Here is a 19,505-nt window from a genome sequence, read left to right as displayed (position 1 = left end):
CTCAGCCTCTCAGGTCAAGCAACTACGGAGACACCATGAACGCTGCACTGCCGGAAACGGCCACCGCCCCCCAAGACGCCTGGGACAACCCCATGGGCACCGACGGCTTCGAATTCATCGAGTACGCCGCACCCGATCCAGCCGCACTGGGACGCAGCTTTCAGGCCATGGGCTTCCAACCCGTGGCACGGCACCGCCACAAGAACGTGCTGCTGTACCGCCAGGGGAGCATCAACTTCATCGTCAACGCCGAGCCCGACAGCTTTGCCCAGCGCTTTGCGCGCCTGCACGGGCCCAGCGTCTGCGCCATTGCCTTTCGCGTGCACGACGCCAAGGCCGCCTACGAGCGCGCCATCTCGCTGGGCGCCTGGGGCTATGCCGGCAAGGCGGGCCCTGGCGAACTGAACATCCCGGCCATCAAGGGCATTGGCGACAGCCTGATCTATTTTGTGGACCGCTGGCGCGGCAAGGGCGGCGCACAGCCCGGCGACATCGGCAACATCGGCTTTTATGACGTGGACTTCGAGCCCCTGCCGGGCGTGAGCGCGCAAGAAGCGCTCAACCCCGTGGGCCATGGCTTGACCTACATCGACCACCTCACGCACAACGTGCACCGCGGCCGCATGGCCGAGTGGGCCGACTTTTACGAACGCCTGTTCAACTTCCGCGAGATCCGTTACTTCGACATTGAAGGCCAGGTCACGGGCGTCAAAAGCAAAGCCATGACCAGCCCCTGCGGCAAGATCCGCATCCCGATCAACGAGGAAGGCAAGGACAAGCCGGGCCAGATCCAGGAATACCTGGACATGTACAAAGGCGAGGGTATCCAGCACATCGCCATGGGCTCAGATGACCTCTACGCCACCGTGGACAAGCTGCGCGCCAGCGGCGTGCGCCTGCTCGACACGCCCGACACCTACTACGAGCTCGTGGAAAAGCGCATCCCCGGCCACGGCGAGCCGCTCGCCGCATTGCGTGACCGCAAGATCCTGATCGACGGCAAGAAGGACGCACTGCTGCTTCAGATCTTCAGCGAGAACCAGCTCGGCCCCATCTTCTTCGAGTTCATCCAGCGCAAGGGTGACGAAGGCTTTGGCAACGGCAACTTCAAGGCCTTGTTCGAGTCCATCGAGCTGGACCAGATCCGGCGCGGCGTACTCAAGGCTCCGGGCCAGGCCTGAGCGGACTGCCCCCGACACAGGCCGCCACCGAAGCGGCCTGTACGCACCATGACAAAAAACCAGGAGACACACCATGGCCGCCGAACCCGTCGTCTATGGAGCGAGCGAGCGCCCCCCGCGGGGTGACTACGCCCGCGCCCGCCCCGACTACACCTGCACCCAGGACTGGAACGCCTATACCGCGCAGGACCACGACACCTACCGCCGCCTGTACGAACGCCAGAGCGCACAGCTGCCCGGACTGGCCTGCGATGCCTTCATCGCCGCCCTGCCCCGGCTGGGCGCGCGCGAGCGCATTCCGCGGCTGGACGACATCAGCGAGCACCTGCACCGCGCCACCGGCTGGGAGCTGGTGGCCGTGCCCGGCCTGATCCCCGAGGTGCCCTTCTTCACCCTGCTGGCCCACCGCAAGTTCCCGGTCACCGACTGGATTCGCACCCCCGAGGAGTTCAACTACATCGTCGAGCCCGACATCTTCCACGACCTGTTCGGCCATGTGCCGCTGCTGTTCGACCCGGTGTTTGCCGACTACGTGCAGCGCTATGGCGAAGGGGGGCTCAAGGCCGAGCGCCTGGGCGCGTGCGAGATGCTCTCGCGGCTGTACTGGTACACCATCGAGTTCGGTCTGATCCGCCAGCCCGAGGGGCTGCGCGCGTATGGCGCAGGCATCCTCAGTTCGGCCGGCGAACTGCGCTACGCCGTGCAAAGCCCCGAGCCACAGCGCCTGCCGCTGCGGCTGGAGCGCACCATGCGCACGCGCTACAAGATCGACAGCTTCCAGCAGACCTACTTCGTCATCGACAGCTTCGAGCAGTTGTTTGCCATGACCGACCCGGACTTCGGCCCGATGTACGAGCGCCTGCGCAAGCAACCCGAACTGGCAGCCAATGCGCGCGATCCGGACGATGGCGACAACGCCACGGACGCCGAAAGCTACCCCGGTTTTCGCTGCATGCTGGAGCGCTGAACGCCCTCAATTCGCCTGCGCCATTTCTTCCAGGCATTCAGCCATCACCTGTTCATCACAGGCCATTTCCACATGCGCCAGGCCCGCCACGAAGCGCTGGCGGGCGCCGGGCAACGCCGCCGTGCGTGCCGGGAAAACGATGTTGTCGCAGTTGGAATACCAGCAGGTGAACAGGTGGGCGCGGGTGAGGGGTTCGTCAAGCTGTAGTTGCTGCAGCCACGGGCTGGCCTGTTGCATCTGGCGCCCGTTGGTAGCCTGGCTCCAGCGGCCCAGCCAGGTGCCGCCGTGCGGCGTGCCCAAGGTGATGACCCGGTGCACCCGCGCATCGGCAGAAAACGCCCGCAACCAGGCCCGCGTGGCCAGGCCACCCATGCTGTGCGCCACGATCACGGGCGGCAGGCCGGTGGCCTGCGTCACACGGCGCACCGCATCGTCCACCGTGGAGGCATAGGCATCGATGGAGCCGAACACTGGCTCCAGATTCACCGCCACGTAGGCATGTCCGCGCGACCGCAGCAGCGGCATCCAGGACAGCCACAGCCCACGGTTGCACAAAAAGCCGTGCACCAGCACCACGCCACGATGGCCGGTGGGGGCATCGGGCAGCCAGTCGGGCACGCTGGTGCTGCGCAGTGGCTGGCGCCAGCCAAACACCACCAGCGCCCAGCGCGCCTCGGCCACGGCCGCCCGCAACACCTGCGCCAGCGTGGCCCGGGGCGCCACATCAGCCTGGTTGACGGCATGCATCAGCACAAAGGGCAGGCCCAGGCCCAGCACATACATCCCCGCAAAAACACCCATTCCTGCCCAGGCCAGATCCAGCCCCTGGGGCAGCGCCCAGGCCCACCAGGCCGCCAGGGATAGCACCAGAAACACCAGCGCCAGCAATTGCATGCGCGCGATCATGGTGCACCTGCAGCGAAGTGAAGAGAGGGAAGACTATTCATGCGGGCTTTCGAGGTGGCGCAAGGGGGGAAACGCCGTTTTTCGGTGTAATGGTGAAAGCATAGACCATCCCCTCCAGCCATGGACGCTGCCGACACCATCCGCCACAGCCTTGCCGACGTGACCGCGCTGCGCGTGCAGCAGCAGGCCGACCCATCGCTGGCCCAGGCCGTACTGGCCGTCAAGCAATGGCAGTCGCGCCGCTTCGCTGGCACCTATGCCGACCTGATGGCCGACCCCCTGTACCAGGGTGCCACGCGATTTTTCCTGGAGGAGCTGTACAGCCCCGGCGACTACAGCGAGCGCGACACGCAATTCGGTCGCATCGCGGGCACCTTGCAGACGGTGTTTCCGCAGGCGGTGGTGCAGACCGCCACCGACCTGGCGCTACTGCACATGCAAACCGAGCGGCTGGACCACGCCATGGGGCTGGCCTGGGTGCACCTGCCCCCCACCCCCGCCGACGCCGCCCGCTACGTGGCCGCCTGGCGCGGCGTGGGCGAGCGCGCCGAGCGCGAACAACAACTGGCCAGCGTGATGAAGCTGGGCCAAGACCTCACCCGCTTCACGCGCATGCCCGGCCTGCGCATGATGCTGCGCATGATGCGCAAACCCGCCCAGGCCGCCGGCCTGGGGGCCTTGCAGCATTTTCTGGAAACGGGGTTTGACACCTTTGGCGAGATGGCGCGCAGGCGCGGTGCGGTGGAGCACTTTCTGAGCACCGTGCACGAGCGCGAAGCCACGTTGATGCAGGCGCTGTTCGACGGCGACCCTGTCGCCTGCGGGACGCAATTGGAGGCCACCCTAGGACTTGCCCGGTAGCCCTTGCGCACTGCAACACAGAGAATGAGGCCTCCTTTTTTCCCCATCCTGACTGCAGAACAACGCATGGACAAGATCTGGCTCAAGAACTACCCCGCGGGCGTACCGCACGACGTGGACCCCGATCAGTACCGCTCGGCCGCGCACCTGCTGGAAGAGGCGATGCGCAAGCATGCCGCCAGCCCCTTCTCGGTGTGCATGGAACGCTGGATGAGCTACGGCGAGCTGGACCGCCATTCCGCCGCCCTCGGCGCCTGGCTGCAGGGCCAGGGGCTGGAGCCAGGCGCGCGCGTGGCCATCATGCTGCCCAACGTGCCGCAGTTCGCCGTGACCATGGCCGCCGTGCTGCGCGCGGGCTACACCTGTGTGAACGTCAACCCGCTCTACACCGCACGCGAACTGGAGCACCAACTCAAGGACTCTGGCGCCACGGCCATCGTCATCCTGGAGAACTTCGCCCACACGCTGGCCGAGGTCATCGACCACACCAACGTCAAGCATGTGGTCATGGCCTCCATGGGCGACATGTTGGGCTTCTGGTACGGCCAGTGGATCACCTTCGCCGTGCGCCACCTGGCCAAGATGGTGCCCGCCTATGAGCTTCCGCTCACCGGCGGCCGCCAGGTCACCAGCTTCAAAAAGGCGCTGGCGATGGGCGCGCGCCGCACGCTGCAACCCAGCCAGGCCAACCACGACTCCATTGCCTTCCTGCAGTACACGGGCGGCACCACGGGCCTGTCGAAAGGCGCGGTGCTGACCCACCGCAACATCATTGCCGCCACGCTGCAAGCCGAGGCCTGGTTCACGCCGGCGCTCGCCAAAATTGGCGACCTGAGCAAGGCCAACAGCATTGCCGCGCTGCCGCTGTACCACATCTTCGCGCTCACGCTGTGCCTGCTGGCCATCCGCCAGGGTTCGCGCCTGACGCTGATCCCCAACCCGCGCGACATTCCGAAGTTCGTCGAGGTGCTCAAGAAACGCCCCTTCCACATGCTGCCCGCCGTGAACACGCTGTTCAACGCCCTGCTGCAGAACCCACAGTTCCGCACGCTCGACTTCTCGCACCTGTGCGTGTCACAGGCCGGCGGCATGGCGGCGTCCGAGGGCACGGCCAAACAGTGGCAGAAGGTCACGGGCAGCACCATGATCGAGGGCTGGGGCATGAGCGAGACCTGCGCCATCGGCACCAACAACCCGGTCAACAACACCACCTTCACCGGCACCATCGGCCTGCCGCTGCCGGGCATCGAGATCGCCATCAAGGACGATGACGGCAACAGCCTGCCCCAGGGCGCCTCAGGCGAGATCTGCATCCGTGGCCCCAACGTCATGCCGGGCTACTACAACCAGCCCGAGGAGAACGCCAAGGCCTTCACGCCCGACGGCTTCATGCGCACGGGCGACATCGGTATCATGGACGCCGAGGGCTACACGCGCATCATCGACCGCAAGAAGGACATGATCCTGGTCAGCGGCTTCAACGTCTTCCCCAACGAGATCGAGAACGTCATCTCCACCTGCCCCGGCGTGCTCGAATGCGCCGCCGTCGGCATCCCCGACGAGAAGTCGGGCGAGGCCGTCAAGGTGTTCGTGGTGCGCAGCGACCCCTCGCTCGAAGAAAGCGACGTGGAACGCTTCTGCCACGAGAACCTCACCGGCTACAAACGGCCCAAGTACATCGAGTTCCGCGAAGACCTGCCCAAGACCAACGTGGGCAAGATCCTGCGCCGCGAGTTAAGGACAACCCCCTGAGCGGCTGCGCCGCTTCCCCCTTCTCTTGCAGCGCTGCGCGCTGCGGAAGGGGGACACCGCCAGCGCGGCGGGGCGGCCCTTGCGCGGCGGTCGCTGGGCTGGGCCGCGCGCATGGCAACCACCACGGGCAGCAAATTCTCATTGGATAGCTTATGACGCAACATCCATCGGCCCTTCCGCCCGAAGTCACTGTTTTTGAACGCGGCTGGCTGTCGTCGAACAACATCCTGTTCACCGGACAGCATTCGGGCGCCGCGCTGGTGGACACGGGCTACTGCACGCACAGCGCGCAGACGCTGGCGCTGGTGCAGTCCGCGCTGGGCGGACGGCCGCTGGAGCGCATCCTCAACACCCACCTGCACAGCGACCACTGCGGCGGCAACGCCGCGCTGCAGCAGGCCTGGCCGCAGGTGCACACCGCCATCCCGCCCGGCCAGGCAGCGCATGTGCGCCACTGGGACCCCTACGCCCTGAGCTACACGCCCACGGGCCAGGAATGCCCGCAGTTCCGCTGCGACGCCCTGCTGCAACCCGGCACCGAGGAGCTGCTGGGCGACCGCCCCTGGCAGGTGCATGCCGCGCCGGGGCACGACCCGCACTCCATCGTGCTGTTCGAGCCGCAGGACCGCACCCTCATCTCGGCCGATGCACTGTGGGAGAACGGCTTCGGCGTGGTCTTCCCCGAGCTCGATGGTGCCGACGCCTTCGAGGAAGTGGCACGCACGCTCGACCTGATCGAGCACCTGGCTCCGCGCACCGTGATCCCCGGCCACGGCCCGGTGTTCCACGATGCCCCGCGCGCCCTGGGCGTGGCACGCAGGCGCCTCGACGGCTTCGCCAGCAACCCCGGCAAGCACGCGCTCTATGCCGCCAAGGTGTTGCTCAAGTACAAGCTGCTGGAATGGCAGCGCATCAGCCTGCCCGACCTGCGCGCCTGGACCGACGCCACGCCCTACTTCGGCACCATGCACCAGCGGCATTTCGGCGACCGCGGCCAGGCCGAGTGGCTGGAGGGGCTGATGGACGAACTGGTGCGCTCGGGGGCGGCGCGGCGCGAGGGGGATGTGCTGGTGAATATTTGAGGTGTTTTTGGCCTCTGGCGCTTATCTGATAAGCGCAAACAGCTATATTTTTTATAGCAATCATCATGTAATTGCATTCGGCAGCTGGCCGGGTCTCGCCCCGGCGGGCGACTCACTTTCTTTCGCTTCGCCGAAAGAAAGTAAGCAAAGAAAGGGCGACCCTGCCGCCCGTGACCCCCACGCTGCGCGCGGGGGCAACCTGCGATGCTCGTTCGCGGGGCATGCTGCGGAACTCACTGCGCGCCTGCGGCGCTCCGTTCGAACAACCGCAGCAAGTCAGACCACAAAGGCGTGTGTCCTGCGGCACACGCCCGCCCCGCGCTCTGCGCTTCTCGGCACGTGCAGAAGGGCTTGGTAGGTTTCGGGCCATCGCGGCGCTCGGCCCCCAGGGTCGCAGGCGCTGCGCGCCGCGCAAGCCGGGCCGAGCGCAGCGATGGCCCGTGTGGATTGCGGCCTTCAAACCCCTTCTGGCTGCGCCTGCGGCGGGGCGCTTGCGGGGTGGGCATGCGCGTCGCAGCGCGCATGCTTCGTCCACTGACTCGCCGGGGTTGTCCGAACGGAGCTGCGCAGCAGCGCAGTGAGTTCCACGGCGCACCCCGCAAGCGCCCCTACGCAGGTTTGCCCCTTCGCACAGCGCAGGGGTCGCAGACAGTGGGTCGCCTTTCTTTTGGGTACTTTTCTTTGGCGAAGCAAAGAAAAGTACCTCGCCCCCCGGGGCGAGACCCGGCCAGCCACCCTCAAAAACAGCCCCCAAGAACCATCAAGGCAGTTCCTTGTTCACCTCCGGCTCCGCAACCCCCCGCGGCCCCACCGTCCCCAGCCGCGCCTTGAGCGACTGCGGCTGCCCCGTGATCAGCGCCGCGTAGTTGGTGGTGTTGGCCAGCACCTTCTTCACGTAGTCACGCGTTTCGCTGAACGGGATGTTCTCGGCCCAGATGGCAGCGTCCAGCACGGTGCCGTTGCGCCACACCCGTGGGCGGCCGGGCCCCGCGTTGTAGGCGGCAGCGGCCATGGGCATAGAGCCGCCGAAGTCGTCCAGCGCCAGCTTGAGGTAGGCCGTGCCGATGGCGATGTTGGTGTCGCGGTCGGTGATCTGCTCGGCACGGAAGTCCGTCAGCCCGATGCGCTTGGCCGTCCAGCGTGCGGTGGCGGGCATCACCTGCATGAGACCCGAGGCACCCACGTGCGAGCGGGCGTCCATGATGAAGCGGCTTTCCTGCCGGATCAGGCCATAGACGTAGGCCGGGTCGAGTCCGATGGACTTGGCACGCTCCACCACCGCGTCGCGGAAGGGCATGGGGAAGCGCTGCACCATGTCGATGGTGCCGCGCGTGCGTTCGCTGGTGTTGATGCAGCGGTCCCACACCTCGCGCTGGCAGGCAAAGTCGGCGGAGGCCAGCAGTTCGCGGTCGTTCATGCCGCCGGGGCGGTGCAGGTTGGTGGTGTAGTTCCACTCGCGCACGCCCTCGCCACGCAGGCCGATGAGGATGGCGTACAGCCCCCGGTTGAGGCCGGGGTTGGCGCGCGCGGCGGCTTTCTCTTCCTCGGTCAGCGGTGCGGGTGCGGGGGGCAGCGTCACGCGCTGGCCCAGTTCTTCCAGCGCCAGTTGTTCGTAAAAGCCGCGTGTACCGGCAATGCCTTCGAGCAGGCGCTGGGCCTGGGCGCGCTCATGGTCGTTGGGGCGGCCGGCCAGCAGCGCGCGGGCCTTCCAGTACACCCAGGTGGCGTCCTGGCGCTGTTCCTCGCCCATGGCGTCGATGGCATGGCGCACCTCCCTCCACTGCCCGGCGCGCAGGGCGGCACGCACCTTCCAGGCCAGGAGGTCGTCGTTCAGGTCCGTATCGCGCGATACGTTGGCGTAATAGCCCATGGCACTGGGCGAGAGCTTTTGCGCCGCCACCTTGCCCATCACGCCCCAGGCCCAGTTGCGTTCTTCGGGCGACAGGTGCACGCCCCACTTGGCATCCAGCTGCGACGCGGCGGATTCGATATCGCTGCCCGCCAGCTTGATGAGGGCCAGCAAGACCAGCTCCTGCCGCATCCGCCCGCGGGCCGTGGAGTGTGCGCGCAGGAACTTGCTGGGCGCGTCCAGGGCCTCGCGCAATGTGGGCAGCGCATCGGGCGCCACGATTTCCACCGCCTTGCGCGCCACACCGGGGCGGTTGGCTTCCACCGCCAGGCGTGCCTTGCGCCACACATCCAACGCACTGAGCTTGCGCGCCGCCAGCAGCTCAGCCGCAGCGTGGGCGCAGCCGTCATCGGCGTCGCGCTGGCTGTGCCATAGGCGGCGTACCTCATCCCCCACGTTGGGGCTGGCAGTGCCCTTGATGTCTTCGATCAGCAGCGCGTAGCAGCGCACCTCCTTGTCGTCCTGCATGCGGTACTGGGCGTGGTGCTCGGCAAACTGCGCCCAATCGCGGCGCTGGCCCAGCAATTGCAACCAGTCGTTGCGCAGGCGGTCTTCGTGGTAAGTGCCCGCCCAGCGCTGCAGAAAGCCCTGCACTTCCTGTGCCGAGGCGTCGTTCAGCCGGGCCTTGAGCTCCCAGTAGGCCGCCCAGGGCTCCAGCGCATGGCCCTTGGCCTGGGGAAGGAGCTGTTCGAGCCTTTTGCGGTCGCCCTTGCGAAAAGCCTGCTGCATGTCCAGCAGCACCTGGTCCCCCTTGGGCTGGGCCAAAACAGGGGCCGTGGGCGTAGCCAGCAGCGCACAGGCCACCAGCGGTGTCAGAATCTTCGATAAATACATTCGGGGAATTATGTGATGGACAAAGCAGCCCTGCGGCGCACTCTGGTGGAACAACGCCTGAACCTGCCCGATCGCCTACAGCGCGCCGACCTATTGCAACAGGTCATGCGCATCTGGCTCGTGAACCGGCCCGACACCATCATCGGCGCCTACTGGCCCATCAAGGGCGAATTCGACCCCCTGCCCGCCCTGCACCGCTGGAAGGAAGACGGCGAACTGCTCGACGAACCGCAGTTGCGCCGCATCGGCCTGCCCGTGGTGAACAAGCAGCACAAGACCCTCACCTTCCACGCCTGGTACCCCGGCTGCCCTATGGAGGAAGACGCCTACGGCATCCCCAAGCCCAAGGACACCGAGCTGATCGTGCCCACGCTGCTCTTCGTGCCCTGCGTGGGCTACGGACCGGGCGGCTACCGCCTGGGCTACGGTGGCGGCTTCTACGACCGCACCCTGGCCACCCTGCAGCCCCGCCCAACTACCGTGGGCCTGGGCTACACCCAGGGCTACCTCGACGACTTCGAGCCCGAGGCGCACGACCTGCCGCTGGATGCGATCCTGAACGACAACGGGGTGGTGTGGCCGGTGTAAGGCACATCCCCCTGAGTCGCCTGCAGCGCCCCCTCCCCCCCTGCCCCTCTCCCACCAGGGGAGAGGGGTAACACCTCCCCTCCCCCCTCGCGGGGGAGGGGTCGGGGGAGAAGGGGACGCCCCCAGCGCGGCGGGGCGGCCCTTGCGCGGTGTCTGCTGGCCCCCGCTGCTGACGCCGCTGCATCGATAAGCAAAAACCGACGAGCCCGCAGTGGCTTCGCACGCGCCGCGTTATTACACATATTTGCTTTGATGTGATATTTGTGTAATATTTAACACATGCATTCTTCCCTCGACGCCAAAGTCCAACCCAAACACCTGCTGCTGGAATTGCTGCTCGCCAGCGGCGACGACGCGCTGCCCGTCAGCCATGCCGTGGCGGCGGGGGCGGTGTTTGGCATCAGCGAGAACCATGTGCGCGTGACGCTGGCGCGGCTGGCCGCGCAGGACATGGCGCAGGCCACCGAGCGCGGTGCCTGGCGCCTGGGGCCGACCGCGCAGAGCCTGGCGCAGGATGTGTCCCACTGGCGCAGCACCGCCGAGCGCCTGCGCCCCTGGAACGGGCAGTACGTGGCGGTGCACTGCGGCGCGCTGGCGCGCAGCGACCGCGCCGCCACGCGGCAGCGCGAGCGCGCCCTGCACCTGCTGGGCTTTGCCGAGCTGCAACGCGACTTCTGGCTGCGGCCGGACAACATCGAGGCCGACATCGCCGCCATCCGCGCGCGCCTGCACGCACTGGGCCTGGAGGCGCAGGCCGTGGTCTGCGGCTGCACCTCGCTCGATGCCGCCACCGAGGCCGCCGTGGACGCGCTGTGGGATGGCGTCGCCCTCAACCAGGGCTACCGCGCCACGCAGGAGCAGTTGCAACGCTGGCTGGATGGCGCGGCGCGCCTGCCCATCGACCAGGCGGCGCGCGAGTCGTTCTTCCTGGGTGGCGCGGCCATCCGCCAACTCGTGTACGACCCGCTGCTGCCCGAACCCATGGTGGACGGCGCGTTGCGCGCCGCCTTCATCGACAGCGTGCACGCCTTCGATGCGGCGGGCCGCGCCATCTGGGACCGCTTCTACGACACCCTTTCCACCCCCGACACCACCACCCGCAAGGCCCGCCTGCGCGTGGCCTGACGCCCCTTTCACACCGGAGACCCCGCCATGAACGCGCCGAACGACACCACCGCCCTGCACACCCGCTACCTGGCCGACACCCACCAGGTCGAGAACGTGTCCTGCGAGCTCGCCGACTACAACATGTACGCCCAAGACACCGCGCTGCGCGAGGCCGTGCAGCGCGAGGGCGCGGCCTGGGCCGATGCGGATTTGCTCCGCTTTGGCGAGTTGACCGGCTCGGCCGAGTACCTGGAGCAGGGTCATCTCGCCAACAAGCATCTACCGGAGCTGGAGACACACGACCGCTTCGGCAACCGCATCGATCTGGTCAAGTTCCACCCGGCTTACCACCGCTTCATGGGCACGGCCATTGAACACGGCTTGCATTCCTCGCCCTGGACCGACCCACGCCATGGCGCCCATGTGGCGCGCGCCGCCGGCAACTACCTGCAGACCCAGGTGGAGGCGGGCCACGGCTGCCCCATCACCATGACCTTCGCCGCCATTCCCGCGCTGCGCCTGCAGCCCGACCTGGCCGCGCTGTGGGAGCACAAGATCACCGCGCGCGTGTACGACCCGCGCAACGTGCCAGTGGAGCAAAAAACCGGCGTGACCATCGGCATGGCCATGACCGAGAAGCAGGGCGGTTCGGACGTGCAGGCCAACAGCACGCGCGCCTACCCCGTGGGCCAGGGCGGCCCCGGTCAGGCGTATGAACTGGTGGGCCACAAGTATTTCGTCTCGGCGCCCATGTGCGATGCCTTCCTGGTGCTGGCACACACCGACAAGGGCCTGTCGTGCTTTCTGCTGCCGCGCTGGCGACCCGACGGCACCAAAAACCCGCTGCAGGTGCTGCGCCTGAAGAAGAAGATGGGCAACGCCTCCAACGCGTCGAGCGAGACCGAGCTGCGCGGCGCGCTGGCCTGGATGGTGGGCGAGGAAGGGCGCGGCGTGCGCAACATCATCGAGATGGTGGCCATGACGCGCTTCGACTGCATGGTGGGCTCCAGCGCGGGCATGCGCATGGCGCTGTCGCAGGCACTGCACCACTGCGCGCACCGCAGCGCCTTCGGCGCCCGCCTCAACCAGCAGCCGCTGATGCAGAACGTGCTGGCCGACCTGGCGCTGGAGAGCGAGGCAGCCATGACCCTGTCGATGCGCGTGGCGCGGGCGCTGGACCACCGCGACAACCGCCACGAGGACCTGCTGGTGCGCCTGGTGACCGCCGTGGGCAAATACTGGATCTGCAAGCGCACGCCCGGCCACGCCTACGAGGCCATGGAATGCATCGGCGGCAGCGGCGTGATGGAGGACAGCATGTTCCCGCGCCTGTACCGCGAGGCGCCGGTCAACGCCATCTGGGAAGGCAGCGGCAACATCCAGTGCCTGGACGTGCTGCGCGCCATGTCCAAGACACCCGAGGTGGTGGACGCCTTCTTCGCCGAACTGCGGCTCGCGCTGGGCCAGAACACCTTGCTCGACCAGCATGTGCGCGATCTGGGCAAGGAATTCGCCGACCCCACCGATCTGCAGTACCGTGCCCGCCACGTGGTCGAGCGCATGGCGCTGGCGCTGCAGGCCTCGCTGCTGGTGCGCGGCGCGCCCGCCTTCGTGGCCGACGCGTTCTGTGCCTCGCGCCTCGCGCCCGAGGGCAGCTTTAACTACGGCGCGCTGCCGCGCGGCGTCGATGTGGCCGCCATCATCGAGCGGGCCACGCCACGCCTGGTCTGAAAACCCTGGCCGGGGCACCGGCATGCAATTGCTGCCTTTCGCGCCCTCTACACTTTGCCGCACAATGGGCCGCTCTTTTGCGGCCCCTTTTCTTCAGCAGGTGAACCATGCTCCAGCTCTACATCGGCAACAAGAACTACTCCTCCTGGTCCATGCGCCCCTGGGTGCTGCTGCGCCAGGCGGGCATTCCGTTCGAGGAAGTGCTCGCGCGCTTCGACAGCTTCGACGCTGACTCGCACTTCAAGGCCACGATCGCCGGCATCTCGCCCACCGGCAAGGTCCCGGTGCTGGTCGATGGCGATCTGGCCATCTGGGACACCCTGGCCATCGCCGAATACCTGGCCGAAACCTACCCGGAAAAGAACCTCTGGCCCCAGGACAAGACCGCCCGCGCCCGCGCCCGCAGCGTGTGCGCCGAGATGCACAGCGGCTTCACGGCCCTGCGCGGCGCCTGCCCCATGAACATCGAGGCCCACCTGCCCGAGGTGGGCGCACTGATCTGGCGCGACAAGCCTGCCGTGCGCGCCGACGTGCAGCGCCTGGTGGAGATGTGGAGCGGCCTGCTGGAACAGCACGGGGGCCCCATGCTGTTCGGCGCATTCACCATCGCCGACGCCTTCTACGCCCCGGTCTGCATGCGCCTGCACAGCTACGGCCTGCCGGTGCCGGAGCACATCCAGGCCTTTGTGCAGCGCGTGCGCGCACTGCCCGGGGTCAAGGCCTGGATCGACGATGCCCTGGCCGAGGCGGATTTCCGCGAATTCGAGGAGCCGTACCGGCTGCGGCGCTGACACGCTGATTCGGTCCCGGCATGGCACTTGTAGCACTTGTGTGCTACATTGATTCGCCACCGGAGCCGCCATGCCCACCACCACCATCCGCCTCGAAGACGAGCTCAAAGCCCGCATCAACGCCGCTGCCGCGCAAGCGGGCAAAACGGCCCATGCCTTCATCCTGGACGCCCTGGCCCAGACGGTGGAGCAGGTGGAACTGGACAACGCCTTTCACGCCGTGGCCGACGAGCGCTGGGCACGCATCCGCGCCACGGGACAGACCGTGGCCTGGGACGATGCCAAGGCCTACCTGGCCTCCCGCGCCCAGGGCAAACGGCCACGCAAACCCTCCGCCCGTACCCCAGGCAAGTAAACGCCAGCGCCTGCCTTCGCATGACCCGCATCGAGCTGGCCCCGGAAGTCCTGGACGATTTCGACCGCTTCTTCGACCACATCGCCCAACACGACCCCGAATCCGCACCCGAGCGCATTGACACCATTCTGGAGGCCCTGCAGATCCTCACCCTCAGCCCGCTGATCGGGCGCCCTGTGCGGGGCGGCAAGCGGGAGCTGGTGATAGGTCAATCCTCGCGCGGCTATGTGGCGCTGTACCACTACGTGGCTGCCATCGATACCGTGTTCGTGCTGGCGGTGCGCAGTCAGCGGGAGGCCGGTTTCAAGCGCTGAGGCCCGGCCTCACCCCTGCCGGAATTGCTGGCGCAAAAACGGTTTGTGCCGCCCGATGTGCGCCAGTTGCTCGGAGGTGATGCTGCTACCGAGGGATCGCCCACGGCGGCTGGATGGATACTTAAATGGCGAAGCCATCACGGCAACACATCCCCCGGACCTGCCGGAACATCAGGCACCAGATCCAGTGCAGCCGCATATTTTTCAGCGCTGGCGCGCTGGCCACGCTGGGCGATGTAGTCCTCGGCGGCGAGCGCTGCCAGTTTTTCAGCCAATGCCGTCGCCGCCAACTGATTGACGGAAATGCCCTCTCGCTGGGCATAGAGCTTGGCGTTCTGGTGGATCGATTGCGGTAAACGCAGGCTGAGTATGCTCATAGTGCTCCTCCATCCAATAGCTTCAAGAACTGGCCGGGTGTGACCACCTGGACTGCGAACCCACCTGCGGCAGCAAAGTCGCGCAGGTTGTGCGTCACCAGATAGTCTGCCGAGGCATTGACTGCGGCCTCCAGCACCAGTTCATCGCGGGGGTCACGCAATTGAGGCCGCCACAGAAAATGAACCGGCTGTTGAACCGCGACGGCACACACCATGTCCAAAACAGCGTCGATCGCGTCCACAGGCAAGGGCAACAGCCCGGAACGGTGCAAGACATCCTCGTACTCCATGGCCAATGGCACCGTCAGATGCAAGCGATATTGCCCTGTAGGCAAGCGCCGGAGCAATTCAAACGACGCACCATTGCGTGAACGCAGCCCCGCCACCAACACATTGGTGTCCAGCACAATCTGGGGACAAGCTTTCATGGTATTACCTATGATACCGTATCACATCCGGCGAGGCGACCTACCGCCCTCCTCACCCCTGCCGGAACTGCTTGCGCAAAAACGCCTTGTGCCGCGCAATGTGCGCCAGTTGCGCCGGGGCGATCGAGCCGCCCAGGGTCTCGTCCTCGGTGTTGAGCACCGCGTTGGCATAGCGCATGGCGCGCGCCACCACCTCGGCTTCGCTCAACTCCTGCTGCGCGGCCAGGTCCATGGCCACGCGGCGCATGGCGCGCTGCGACAGCACCCACATGGCACCGAAGGCATCCCATGCGCCAGCAGCCTCCAGAGCTTTTTCACGGTCGGCCAGGATTTCCGACAGAGGCTTGTTCAGGATTTGCTGCAATCCCTCCAGTTGGTTCTGCAGTTCCTGTGCCCGCGCCTGCAAGGCCTGCGCGGCCTGCTCGGTGGCGGCCACTTGCTCTGCCGAGGGCGCTGCCTGCGGCACCGGAATGCTCCCATCGGGTTGGGGCTGCACAATGGTCAATGAATCAGACAAGGACATGATGGGCGTACTGTAGCAACGCATGCCTGCAACCAACACACCCGCCACGCACCCATGAAGACGATCTACCAAGCGGCCAACGCCATCGAAGCGCATATGTTGCGCGACCTGCTGGCCCAGGAGGGGCTTTCGCCCGTCATCCAGGGCGAGCATCTGCAGGGCGCCATGGGCGAACTGCCTGCTGCCGGGCTCGTCCGACTGGAGGTTCCAGAGCCAGAACAAGCGAAAGCCCGCGAAATCATCGCGCGCTGGGAGGCGGACCAGCCCAGCGAAACTGCCCCCATACCGCAGCACTCCCGGCGCGCCGGTGGGTTGTGGTACTTCGTGGGCGGCATGCTCCTGGGGGCGGGTTTGTTGTACGCCTTCGTGCGGACACCGGTCTCCAGCGATGGCATTGACCACAACTGGGACGGAGTGTTGGATGAGCGATGGAGCTACACCGCGCGCGGCAATCTGCTACGCACGGAAGTGGACCGTAACCTGGATGGCAAGATTGACTACATCGTGCAGTACGACAAACGAGGGTTGGCAGAGTCCGCAAAAAGCGACGACAACTTTGACGGAACATACGAGACCACGACGAGCTTTCGTGACGGCAACGCCGTGACTACAAGGACAGACACCAACGGAGACGGTCTCCCGGATCTGGTAACCCACTTTGTCCATGGCGTTCAACGGTCCACGCAATACATCAACCCCACCTCGGGCCTGCCCGTGCGGGTGGAGTATTTCAATCTAGGCGTGATGCTGCATGCCGACTTGGACACCGACAAAGACAGCAAACTGGACACCCGCGTGACCTACACCCCCCTGGGGGAGGAGGCTTCACACGGCCCTATTCCCCGGTAGGTACACAAACGCCCCCCACCACCGATACACTGCCCCCATGCAAATCTACATGGTGGGGGGCGCCGTGCGCGACCGGCTGCTGGGCCGCCCCGTGAACGACCACGACTGGGTGGTGGTGGGCGCCACGCCCGAGCAGATGGTGGCCCAGGGCTACCTGCCCGTGGGGCGCGACTTTCCGGTCTTTTTGCACCCGCAGACGCGCGAGGAATACTCGCTGGCCCGCACCGAGCGCAAAAGCGGGCGCGGCTACCGGGGCTTCGTGGTGCAGACCTCGCCCGACGTGACGCTGGAGGAAGACCTCTCGCGGCGCGACCTTACTATCAATGCGATAGCTATTGGCGCTGATTCCACGGGCGCCGAAACCGTTTTTGACCCCCATGGCGGTGCGCGCGACCTGCGCGACAAGGTGCTGCGCCACGTGACCCACGCCTTCCACGACGACCCGGTGCGCATCCTGCGAGTGGCGCGTTTCGCGGCGCGCTTCACCGACTTTTCGGTGGCGCCTGAAACGATGGCGCTGATGCGCTCCATGGTGGCGCACGGCGAGGCCGACCACCTGGTGGCCGAGCGCGTGTGGCAGGAGCTGGCGCGTGGCCTCATGGAGGAAAAGCCCTCGCGCATGTTCGAGGTGCTGCGCCAGTGCGGCGCGCTGAAGGTGGTGCTGCCCGAGGTGGACCGCCTCTGGGGCGTGCCCCAGCGCGCCGACTACCACCCCGAAATCGACACCGGCGTGCACCTGATGATGGTGCTGGACATGGCCGCGCGCCTGCAGGCGCCGCTGGGCGTGCGCTTTGCCTGCCTCACGCACGACCTGGGCAAGGGCACCACGCCCCAGGATGTGCTGCCACGCCACATCGGCCACGAGCAGCGCAGCGCCCAGTTGCTCAAGGGCCTGTGCGAGCGGCTGCGCGTGCCCACGGACTGCCGCGAGCTGGCCGACGTGGTGGCGCGCGAGCACGGCAACATCCACAGGAGCGGCGACCTGGGCGCGGCCGCGCTGGTGCGGCTGCTGGAGCGCTGCGACGCCATCCGCAAGCCGGCACGGCTCGACGAGATCCTGCTCGCCTGCGAGTGCGACGCGCGCGGGCGCCTGCATTTCGAGGAAAAACCCTATCCCCAGCGCCCGCGCATCAACGCCGCGCTCACGGCGGTGCAATCGGTTGCTACCAGTGTGATAGCTGCTCACGCAGCATCCAAGGGCGTTACAGGCCAAAAAGTGGGTGAACTGATCCACGCCGCGCGCGTGGAGGCCGTGGCCGCCTGGCTGGCCCAGCCCGCCAGCTGACAACCGGCTACCAGCGCAGCACGCGCGGCCCCAGCCAGGCACCCGCCAGCGTGGGCAAGGCCATGCCCGCCAGGTACCACACGGCCAGGAAGGGCGCAGCCATTTCCGGACAGTGCAGCGCATAGGCCAAGGTGCCCAGGGCGCCCGCCAGCAGCCCGGCCCCGGCGCCCGCCCAGGCCAGGCGCGTGGGCGCCGCGCCGCGCAGCGCCCACAGGCTGGCCACCAGGGCAGGCAGCGACAGCGCCGCGATGTTGAAGGCACAGCTGCGCCAGGTGCTGCCCAGCACCAGAGGCAGGCGCTCGCCGGGCCCGGCCTGGCCCAGCGCCACGGCGGCCAAACCCCACAGCACCAGCGGCGGCAGGGCCAGCAACGCCAGGCTGTGCCCCAGGCCCATGCCGGGCCTCGCCAGACGGCGCAGCACGGCCAAGCCGCCAGCTGCCAGCAGGCCGGCAAACACCAGCTTGCCCCAGAACATGGGCAGCGCCATGTCCTGCGCCACCCCAGGGCGCACACCAAACAGCAACAGCATCAGCACCAGGCCCCCGCCCAAGCCGGCCAGCACCGCCACCGCAAAGCGCCGCTCGATGCCATGGCGCGGCACCGGGCCGGGATCGTTGGCCAGCATGGCAATCAAATCATCGGTTTTCATGTCGCTCCCCTGATCCGGGCGGCCAGGGCCTTGAGCCCCCGGTGCACGCCCACCTTGACCGCCGATTCCGACAGCCCCGTCAGGCGCGCCGTCTCCACCACCGACAGGCCTTCGAGCTTCATGTGCACGATGGGCAGGCGCTGGCGGTCGGGCAGCGTCTGCAGCAACTGGCCCAGGTCGCGCCGGGCCTGCGCGGCCTCGGCATCGCTGCTGGAAAACAGCTCCTGCACGTCGTCCAGCGGCACGTCGAGCGCGCCTTTCACCGCGTGCGAGCGCAGCCAGTCGATGAGCTTGTAGCGCGCGATGGCATGCGCCCAGGCCGTCACCGGCAGGTCGGGCCGGTAGGTGTGGCGCTGGTTGTGCACGGCGAGCAGGGTCTCCTGCACGAGGTCCTCCACTTCATCGGGCCGCTGGGCCAGGCGGCGGCGCAAAAAGGCCCGCAAATGCGCGCTCAGCTCCTTCAGGAAGCGCTGGTAGGCGTTGCTATCGCCCTCCAGGCCCTGCAGCAGCAGCGGGCGCAGCCGCTGTTCTATCTCCATGGCGTCTCCCTCGCTGGTATTCGGGGCCGCTGCGCGGCCGGTTACACGGGGGCCGAAAAATAAATTTTCAACCACAGCGTAACCCGCACCGCCGTGCCCGCGAATTTCAGCGCAGACCGGCCGGGTGCGTTGGCATTGCAGGCAGAGGTCTCGTTCATCACCCAAGGAGCTATCAGCATGACCACCCGTTCCCTCACCCTCGGCGCCCTGGCTTTTGCCGCCCTCGCTTCTGGTGCTGCCCTGGCGCAGTCGGACAACAAGTCCGGCGACATGGCCAAGCCCGCCATGGAAAAGTGCTACGGCGTCTCCATGGCCGGCAAGAACGACTGCGCCGCCGGCCCCGGCACCACCTGCGCGGGCACATCCAAGGTGGACTACCAGGGCAACGCCTGGAAGTATGTGCCTGCGGGCACCTGCACCAGCATCCAGACGCCCAAGGGCATGGGCTCCCTCAGCGCCATCAAGGCCTGATCCCCG

21 protein-coding genes are annotated in these 19,505 nt (G+C 67.0%); 14 read left to right on the top strand and 7 right to left on the bottom strand.

Annotated features, from left to right (window positions below):
* Positions 1–35: 35 nt before the first annotated feature.
* Both hppD and phhA read left to right on the top strand, forming a co-directional pair.
* Positions 36–1,181 carry a 4-hydroxyphenylpyruvate dioxygenase gene (gene hppD / locus MJ602_RS05070; RefSeq protein WP_162017481.1) on the top strand — a complete coding sequence of 382 codons (1,146 nt, stop codon included), beginning with the start codon at positions 36–38 and terminating at the stop codon, positions 1,179–1,181.
* Between the two features lie 73 nt (positions 1,182–1,254).
* Positions 1,255–2,148, top strand: coding sequence for a phenylalanine 4-monooxygenase (gene phhA, locus MJ602_RS05065; RefSeq protein WP_243019761.1), 894 nt, complete (start codon positions 1,255–1,257; stop codon positions 2,146–2,148).
* 6 nt (positions 2,149–2,154) lie between these two features.
* Here the strand turns inward: phhA and MJ602_RS05060 are convergent, their stop codons facing one another.
* The gene (locus MJ602_RS05060; RefSeq protein ID WP_243019759.1) at positions 2,155–3,054 is read right to left on the bottom strand and encodes an esterase/lipase family protein; all 900 of its coding nucleotides are present in this window, start codon (positions 3,052–3,054) and stop codon (positions 2,155–2,157) included.
* Positions 3,055–3,174: 120 nt separating this feature from the next.
* Here MJ602_RS05060 and MJ602_RS05055 point away from each other — a divergent pair, with 120 nt between their 5' ends.
* The 3 genes from MJ602_RS05055 (at position 3,175) to MJ602_RS05045 (ending at position 6,749) form a co-directional block, all read left to right on the top strand.
* Positions 3,175–3,915, top strand: a complete 741-nt coding sequence (locus MJ602_RS05055) for an FFLEELY motif protein (RefSeq protein ID WP_243019757.1) — start codon at positions 3,175–3,177, stop codon at positions 3,913–3,915.
* Positions 3,916–3,981: 66 nt separating this feature from the next.
* Positions 3,982–5,667: an AMP-binding protein gene (locus tag MJ602_RS05050; protein WP_243019756.1), complete on the top strand. Its 1,686-nt coding sequence runs from the start codon at positions 3,982–3,984 to the stop codon at positions 5,665–5,667.
* A gap of 152 nt (positions 5,668–5,819) precedes the next feature.
* Positions 5,820–6,749, top strand: coding sequence for an MBL fold metallo-hydrolase (locus MJ602_RS05045; RefSeq protein WP_243019754.1), 930 nt, complete (start codon positions 5,820–5,822; stop codon positions 6,747–6,749).
* Between the two features lie 760 nt (positions 6,750–7,509).
* On the opposite strand, the gene MJ602_RS05040 is transcribed toward MJ602_RS05045, so the two are convergent.
* Complete coding sequence (locus MJ602_RS05040; RefSeq protein ID WP_243019752.1) at positions 7,510–9,492, bottom strand: lytic transglycosylase domain-containing protein; 1,983 nt, start codon at positions 9,490–9,492, stop codon at positions 7,510–7,512.
* Between the two features lie 15 nt (positions 9,493–9,507).
* On the opposite strand from MJ602_RS05040, the gene MJ602_RS05035 reads away from it, so the two are divergent.
* From MJ602_RS05035 to MJ602_RS05010, 6 genes are all read left to right on the top strand, one after another.
* Positions 9,508–10,080 (top strand): 5-formyltetrahydrofolate cyclo-ligase, encoded by a 573-nt coding sequence (locus MJ602_RS05035; protein WP_162017488.1) that lies wholly within the window; start codon positions 9,508–9,510, stop codon positions 10,078–10,080.
* Between the two features lie 279 nt (positions 10,081–10,359).
* Positions 10,360–11,205, top strand: a complete 846-nt coding sequence (locus MJ602_RS05030) for a PaaX family transcriptional regulator C-terminal domain-containing protein (RefSeq protein WP_243019750.1) — start codon at positions 10,360–10,362, stop codon at positions 11,203–11,205.
* A 27-nt stretch (positions 11,206–11,232) separates the two neighbouring features.
* Complete coding sequence (locus MJ602_RS05025; RefSeq protein WP_243019749.1) at positions 11,233–12,918, top strand: acyl-CoA dehydrogenase family protein; 1,686 nt, start codon at positions 11,233–11,235, stop codon at positions 12,916–12,918.
* Between the two features lie 107 nt (positions 12,919–13,025).
* On the top strand, positions 13,026–13,709 hold the full coding sequence (locus tag MJ602_RS05020) for a glutathione S-transferase family protein (protein WP_243019747.1): 684 nt from the start codon (positions 13,026–13,028) through the stop codon (positions 13,707–13,709).
* Between the two features lie 70 nt (positions 13,710–13,779).
* Positions 13,780–14,064 (top strand): ribbon-helix-helix protein, CopG family, encoded by a 285-nt coding sequence (locus MJ602_RS05015; protein WP_243019746.1) that lies wholly within the window; start codon positions 13,780–13,782, stop codon positions 14,062–14,064.
* A 20-nt stretch (positions 14,065–14,084) separates the two neighbouring features.
* The gene (locus MJ602_RS05010) at positions 14,085–14,378 is read left to right on the top strand and encodes a type II toxin-antitoxin system RelE/ParE family toxin (RefSeq protein WP_243019744.1); all 294 of its coding nucleotides are present in this window, start codon (positions 14,085–14,087) and stop codon (positions 14,376–14,378) included.
* A 137-nt stretch (positions 14,379–14,515) separates the two neighbouring features.
* Here MJ602_RS05010 and MJ602_RS05005 read toward each other — a convergent pair whose 3' ends face one another.
* Genes MJ602_RS05005 through MJ602_RS04995 form a run of 3 tightly spaced genes read right to left on the bottom strand, consistent with a single transcriptional unit; the run spans position 14,516 to position 15,706 of the window.
* Positions 14,516–14,755 (bottom strand): toxin-antitoxin system HicB family antitoxin, encoded by a 240-nt coding sequence (locus tag MJ602_RS05005; RefSeq protein ID WP_243019742.1) that lies wholly within the window; start codon positions 14,753–14,755, stop codon positions 14,516–14,518.
* Positions 14,752–15,183 (bottom strand): putative toxin-antitoxin system toxin component, PIN family, encoded by a 432-nt coding sequence (locus tag MJ602_RS05000; protein WP_243019741.1) that lies wholly within the window; start codon positions 15,181–15,183, stop codon positions 14,752–14,754. The genes MJ602_RS05005 and MJ602_RS05000 overlap by 4 nt, the downstream gene beginning before the upstream one ends.
* A 52-nt stretch (positions 15,184–15,235) precedes the next feature.
* On the bottom strand, positions 15,236–15,706 hold the full coding sequence (locus tag MJ602_RS04995) for a hypothetical protein (protein ID WP_243019739.1): 471 nt from the start codon (positions 15,704–15,706) through the stop codon (positions 15,236–15,238).
* Positions 15,707–15,760: 54 nt separating this feature from the next.
* Between MJ602_RS04995 and MJ602_RS04990 the strand changes: the two genes are divergently transcribed.
* Positions 15,761–16,555 carry a putative signal transducing protein gene (locus MJ602_RS04990; protein ID WP_243019737.1) on the top strand — a complete coding sequence of 265 codons (795 nt, stop codon included), beginning with the start codon at positions 15,761–15,763 and terminating at the stop codon, positions 16,553–16,555.
* Positions 16,556–16,592: 37 nt separating this feature from the next.
* On the top strand, positions 16,593–17,840 hold the full coding sequence (locus MJ602_RS04985) for a multifunctional CCA addition/repair protein (RefSeq protein WP_243019735.1): 1,248 nt from the start codon (positions 16,593–16,595) through the stop codon (positions 17,838–17,840).
* Positions 17,841–17,847: 7 nt separating this feature from the next.
* On the opposite strand, the gene MJ602_RS04980 is transcribed toward MJ602_RS04985, so the two are convergent.
* Both MJ602_RS04980 and MJ602_RS04975 read right to left on the bottom strand, forming a co-directional pair.
* Positions 17,848–18,489 carry an NrsF family protein gene (locus MJ602_RS04980; protein ID WP_243019733.1) on the bottom strand — a complete coding sequence of 214 codons (642 nt, stop codon included), beginning with the start codon at positions 18,487–18,489 and terminating at the stop codon, positions 17,848–17,850.
* A complete protein-coding gene (locus MJ602_RS04975) occupies positions 18,486–19,028 on the bottom strand; it encodes a sigma-70 family RNA polymerase sigma factor (RefSeq protein ID WP_243019732.1) in 543 nt (180 codons plus the stop codon). The genes MJ602_RS04980 and MJ602_RS04975 overlap by 4 nt, the downstream gene beginning before the upstream one ends.
* Positions 19,029–19,205: 177 nt before the next feature.
* Between MJ602_RS04975 and MJ602_RS04970 the strand changes: the two genes are divergently transcribed.
* On the top strand, positions 19,206–19,499 hold the full coding sequence (locus MJ602_RS04970) for a BufA1 family periplasmic bufferin-type metallophore (RefSeq protein ID WP_243019731.1): 294 nt from the start codon (positions 19,206–19,208) through the stop codon (positions 19,497–19,499).
* Positions 19,500–19,505: the final 6 nt, after the last annotated feature.

Origin of the sequence: Simplicispira sedimenti (assembly GCF_022760965.1) — a bacterium.
Taxonomy (GTDB): Bacteria; Pseudomonadota; Gammaproteobacteria; order Burkholderiales; family Burkholderiaceae_C; genus Simplicispira; species Simplicispira sedimenti.
This window is presented reverse-complemented; position numbering and strand designations above follow the sequence as displayed.

What these genes read in the sequence shown, in the direction of transcription:
- MJ602_RS05010 (WP_243019744.1), top strand. Translation starts at nt 14,085, where the DNA reads ATGACCCGCATCGAGCTGGCCCCGGAAGTCCTGGACGATTTCGACCGC.
- MJ602_RS05035 (WP_162017488.1), top strand. Translation starts at nt 9,508, where the DNA reads ATGGACAAAGCAGCCCTGCGGCGCACTCTGGTGGAACAACGCCTGAAC.
- phhA (WP_243019761.1), top strand. Translation starts at nt 1,255, where the DNA reads ATGGCCGCCGAACCCGTCGTCTATGGAGCGAGCGAGCGCCCCCCGCGG.
- MJ602_RS04980 (WP_243019733.1), bottom strand. Translation starts at nt 18,489, where the DNA reads ATGAAAACCGATGATTTGATTGCCATGCTGGCCAACGATCCCGGCCCG.
- MJ602_RS05055 (WP_243019757.1), top strand. Translation starts at nt 3,175, where the DNA reads ATGGACGCTGCCGACACCATCCGCCACAGCCTTGCCGACGTGACCGCG.
- MJ602_RS05020 (WP_243019747.1), top strand. Translation starts at nt 13,026, where the DNA reads ATGCTCCAGCTCTACATCGGCAACAAGAACTACTCCTCCTGGTCCATG.
- MJ602_RS04995 (WP_243019739.1), bottom strand. Translation starts at nt 15,706, where the DNA reads ATGTCCTTGTCTGATTCATTGACCATTGTGCAGCCCCAACCCGATGGG.
- MJ602_RS04970 (WP_243019731.1), top strand. Translation starts at nt 19,206, where the DNA reads ATGACCACCCGTTCCCTCACCCTCGGCGCCCTGGCTTTTGCCGCCCTC.
- MJ602_RS05015 (WP_243019746.1), top strand. Translation starts at nt 13,780, where the DNA reads ATGCCCACCACCACCATCCGCCTCGAAGACGAGCTCAAAGCCCGCATC.
- hppD (WP_162017481.1), top strand. Translation starts at nt 36, where the DNA reads ATGAACGCTGCACTGCCGGAAACGGCCACCGCCCCCCAAGACGCCTGG.
- MJ602_RS04975 (WP_243019732.1), bottom strand. Translation starts at nt 19,028, where the DNA reads ATGGAGATAGAACAGCGGCTGCGCCCGCTGCTGCTGCAGGGCCTGGAG.
- MJ602_RS04990 (WP_243019737.1), top strand. Translation starts at nt 15,761, where the DNA reads ATGAAGACGATCTACCAAGCGGCCAACGCCATCGAAGCGCATATGTTG.
- MJ602_RS05030 (WP_243019750.1), top strand. Translation starts at nt 10,360, where the DNA reads ATGCATTCTTCCCTCGACGCCAAAGTCCAACCCAAACACCTGCTGCTG.
- MJ602_RS05045 (WP_243019754.1), top strand. Translation starts at nt 5,820, where the DNA reads ATGACGCAACATCCATCGGCCCTTCCGCCCGAAGTCACTGTTTTTGAA.
- MJ602_RS05025 (WP_243019749.1), top strand. Translation starts at nt 11,233, where the DNA reads ATGAACGCGCCGAACGACACCACCGCCCTGCACACCCGCTACCTGGCC.
- MJ602_RS05005 (WP_243019742.1), bottom strand. Translation starts at nt 14,755, where the DNA reads ATGAGCATACTCAGCCTGCGTTTACCGCAATCGATCCACCAGAACGCC.
- MJ602_RS05000 (WP_243019741.1), bottom strand. Translation starts at nt 15,183, where the DNA reads ATGAAAGCTTGTCCCCAGATTGTGCTGGACACCAATGTGTTGGTGGCG.
- MJ602_RS05040 (WP_243019752.1), bottom strand. Translation starts at nt 9,492, where the DNA reads ATGTATTTATCGAAGATTCTGACACCGCTGGTGGCCTGTGCGCTGCTG.
- MJ602_RS05060 (WP_243019759.1), bottom strand. Translation starts at nt 3,054, where the DNA reads ATGATCGCGCGCATGCAATTGCTGGCGCTGGTGTTTCTGGTGCTATCC.
- MJ602_RS05050 (WP_243019756.1), top strand. Translation starts at nt 3,982, where the DNA reads ATGGACAAGATCTGGCTCAAGAACTACCCCGCGGGCGTACCGCACGAC.
- MJ602_RS04985 (WP_243019735.1), top strand. Translation starts at nt 16,593, where the DNA reads ATGCAAATCTACATGGTGGGGGGCGCCGTGCGCGACCGGCTGCTGGGC.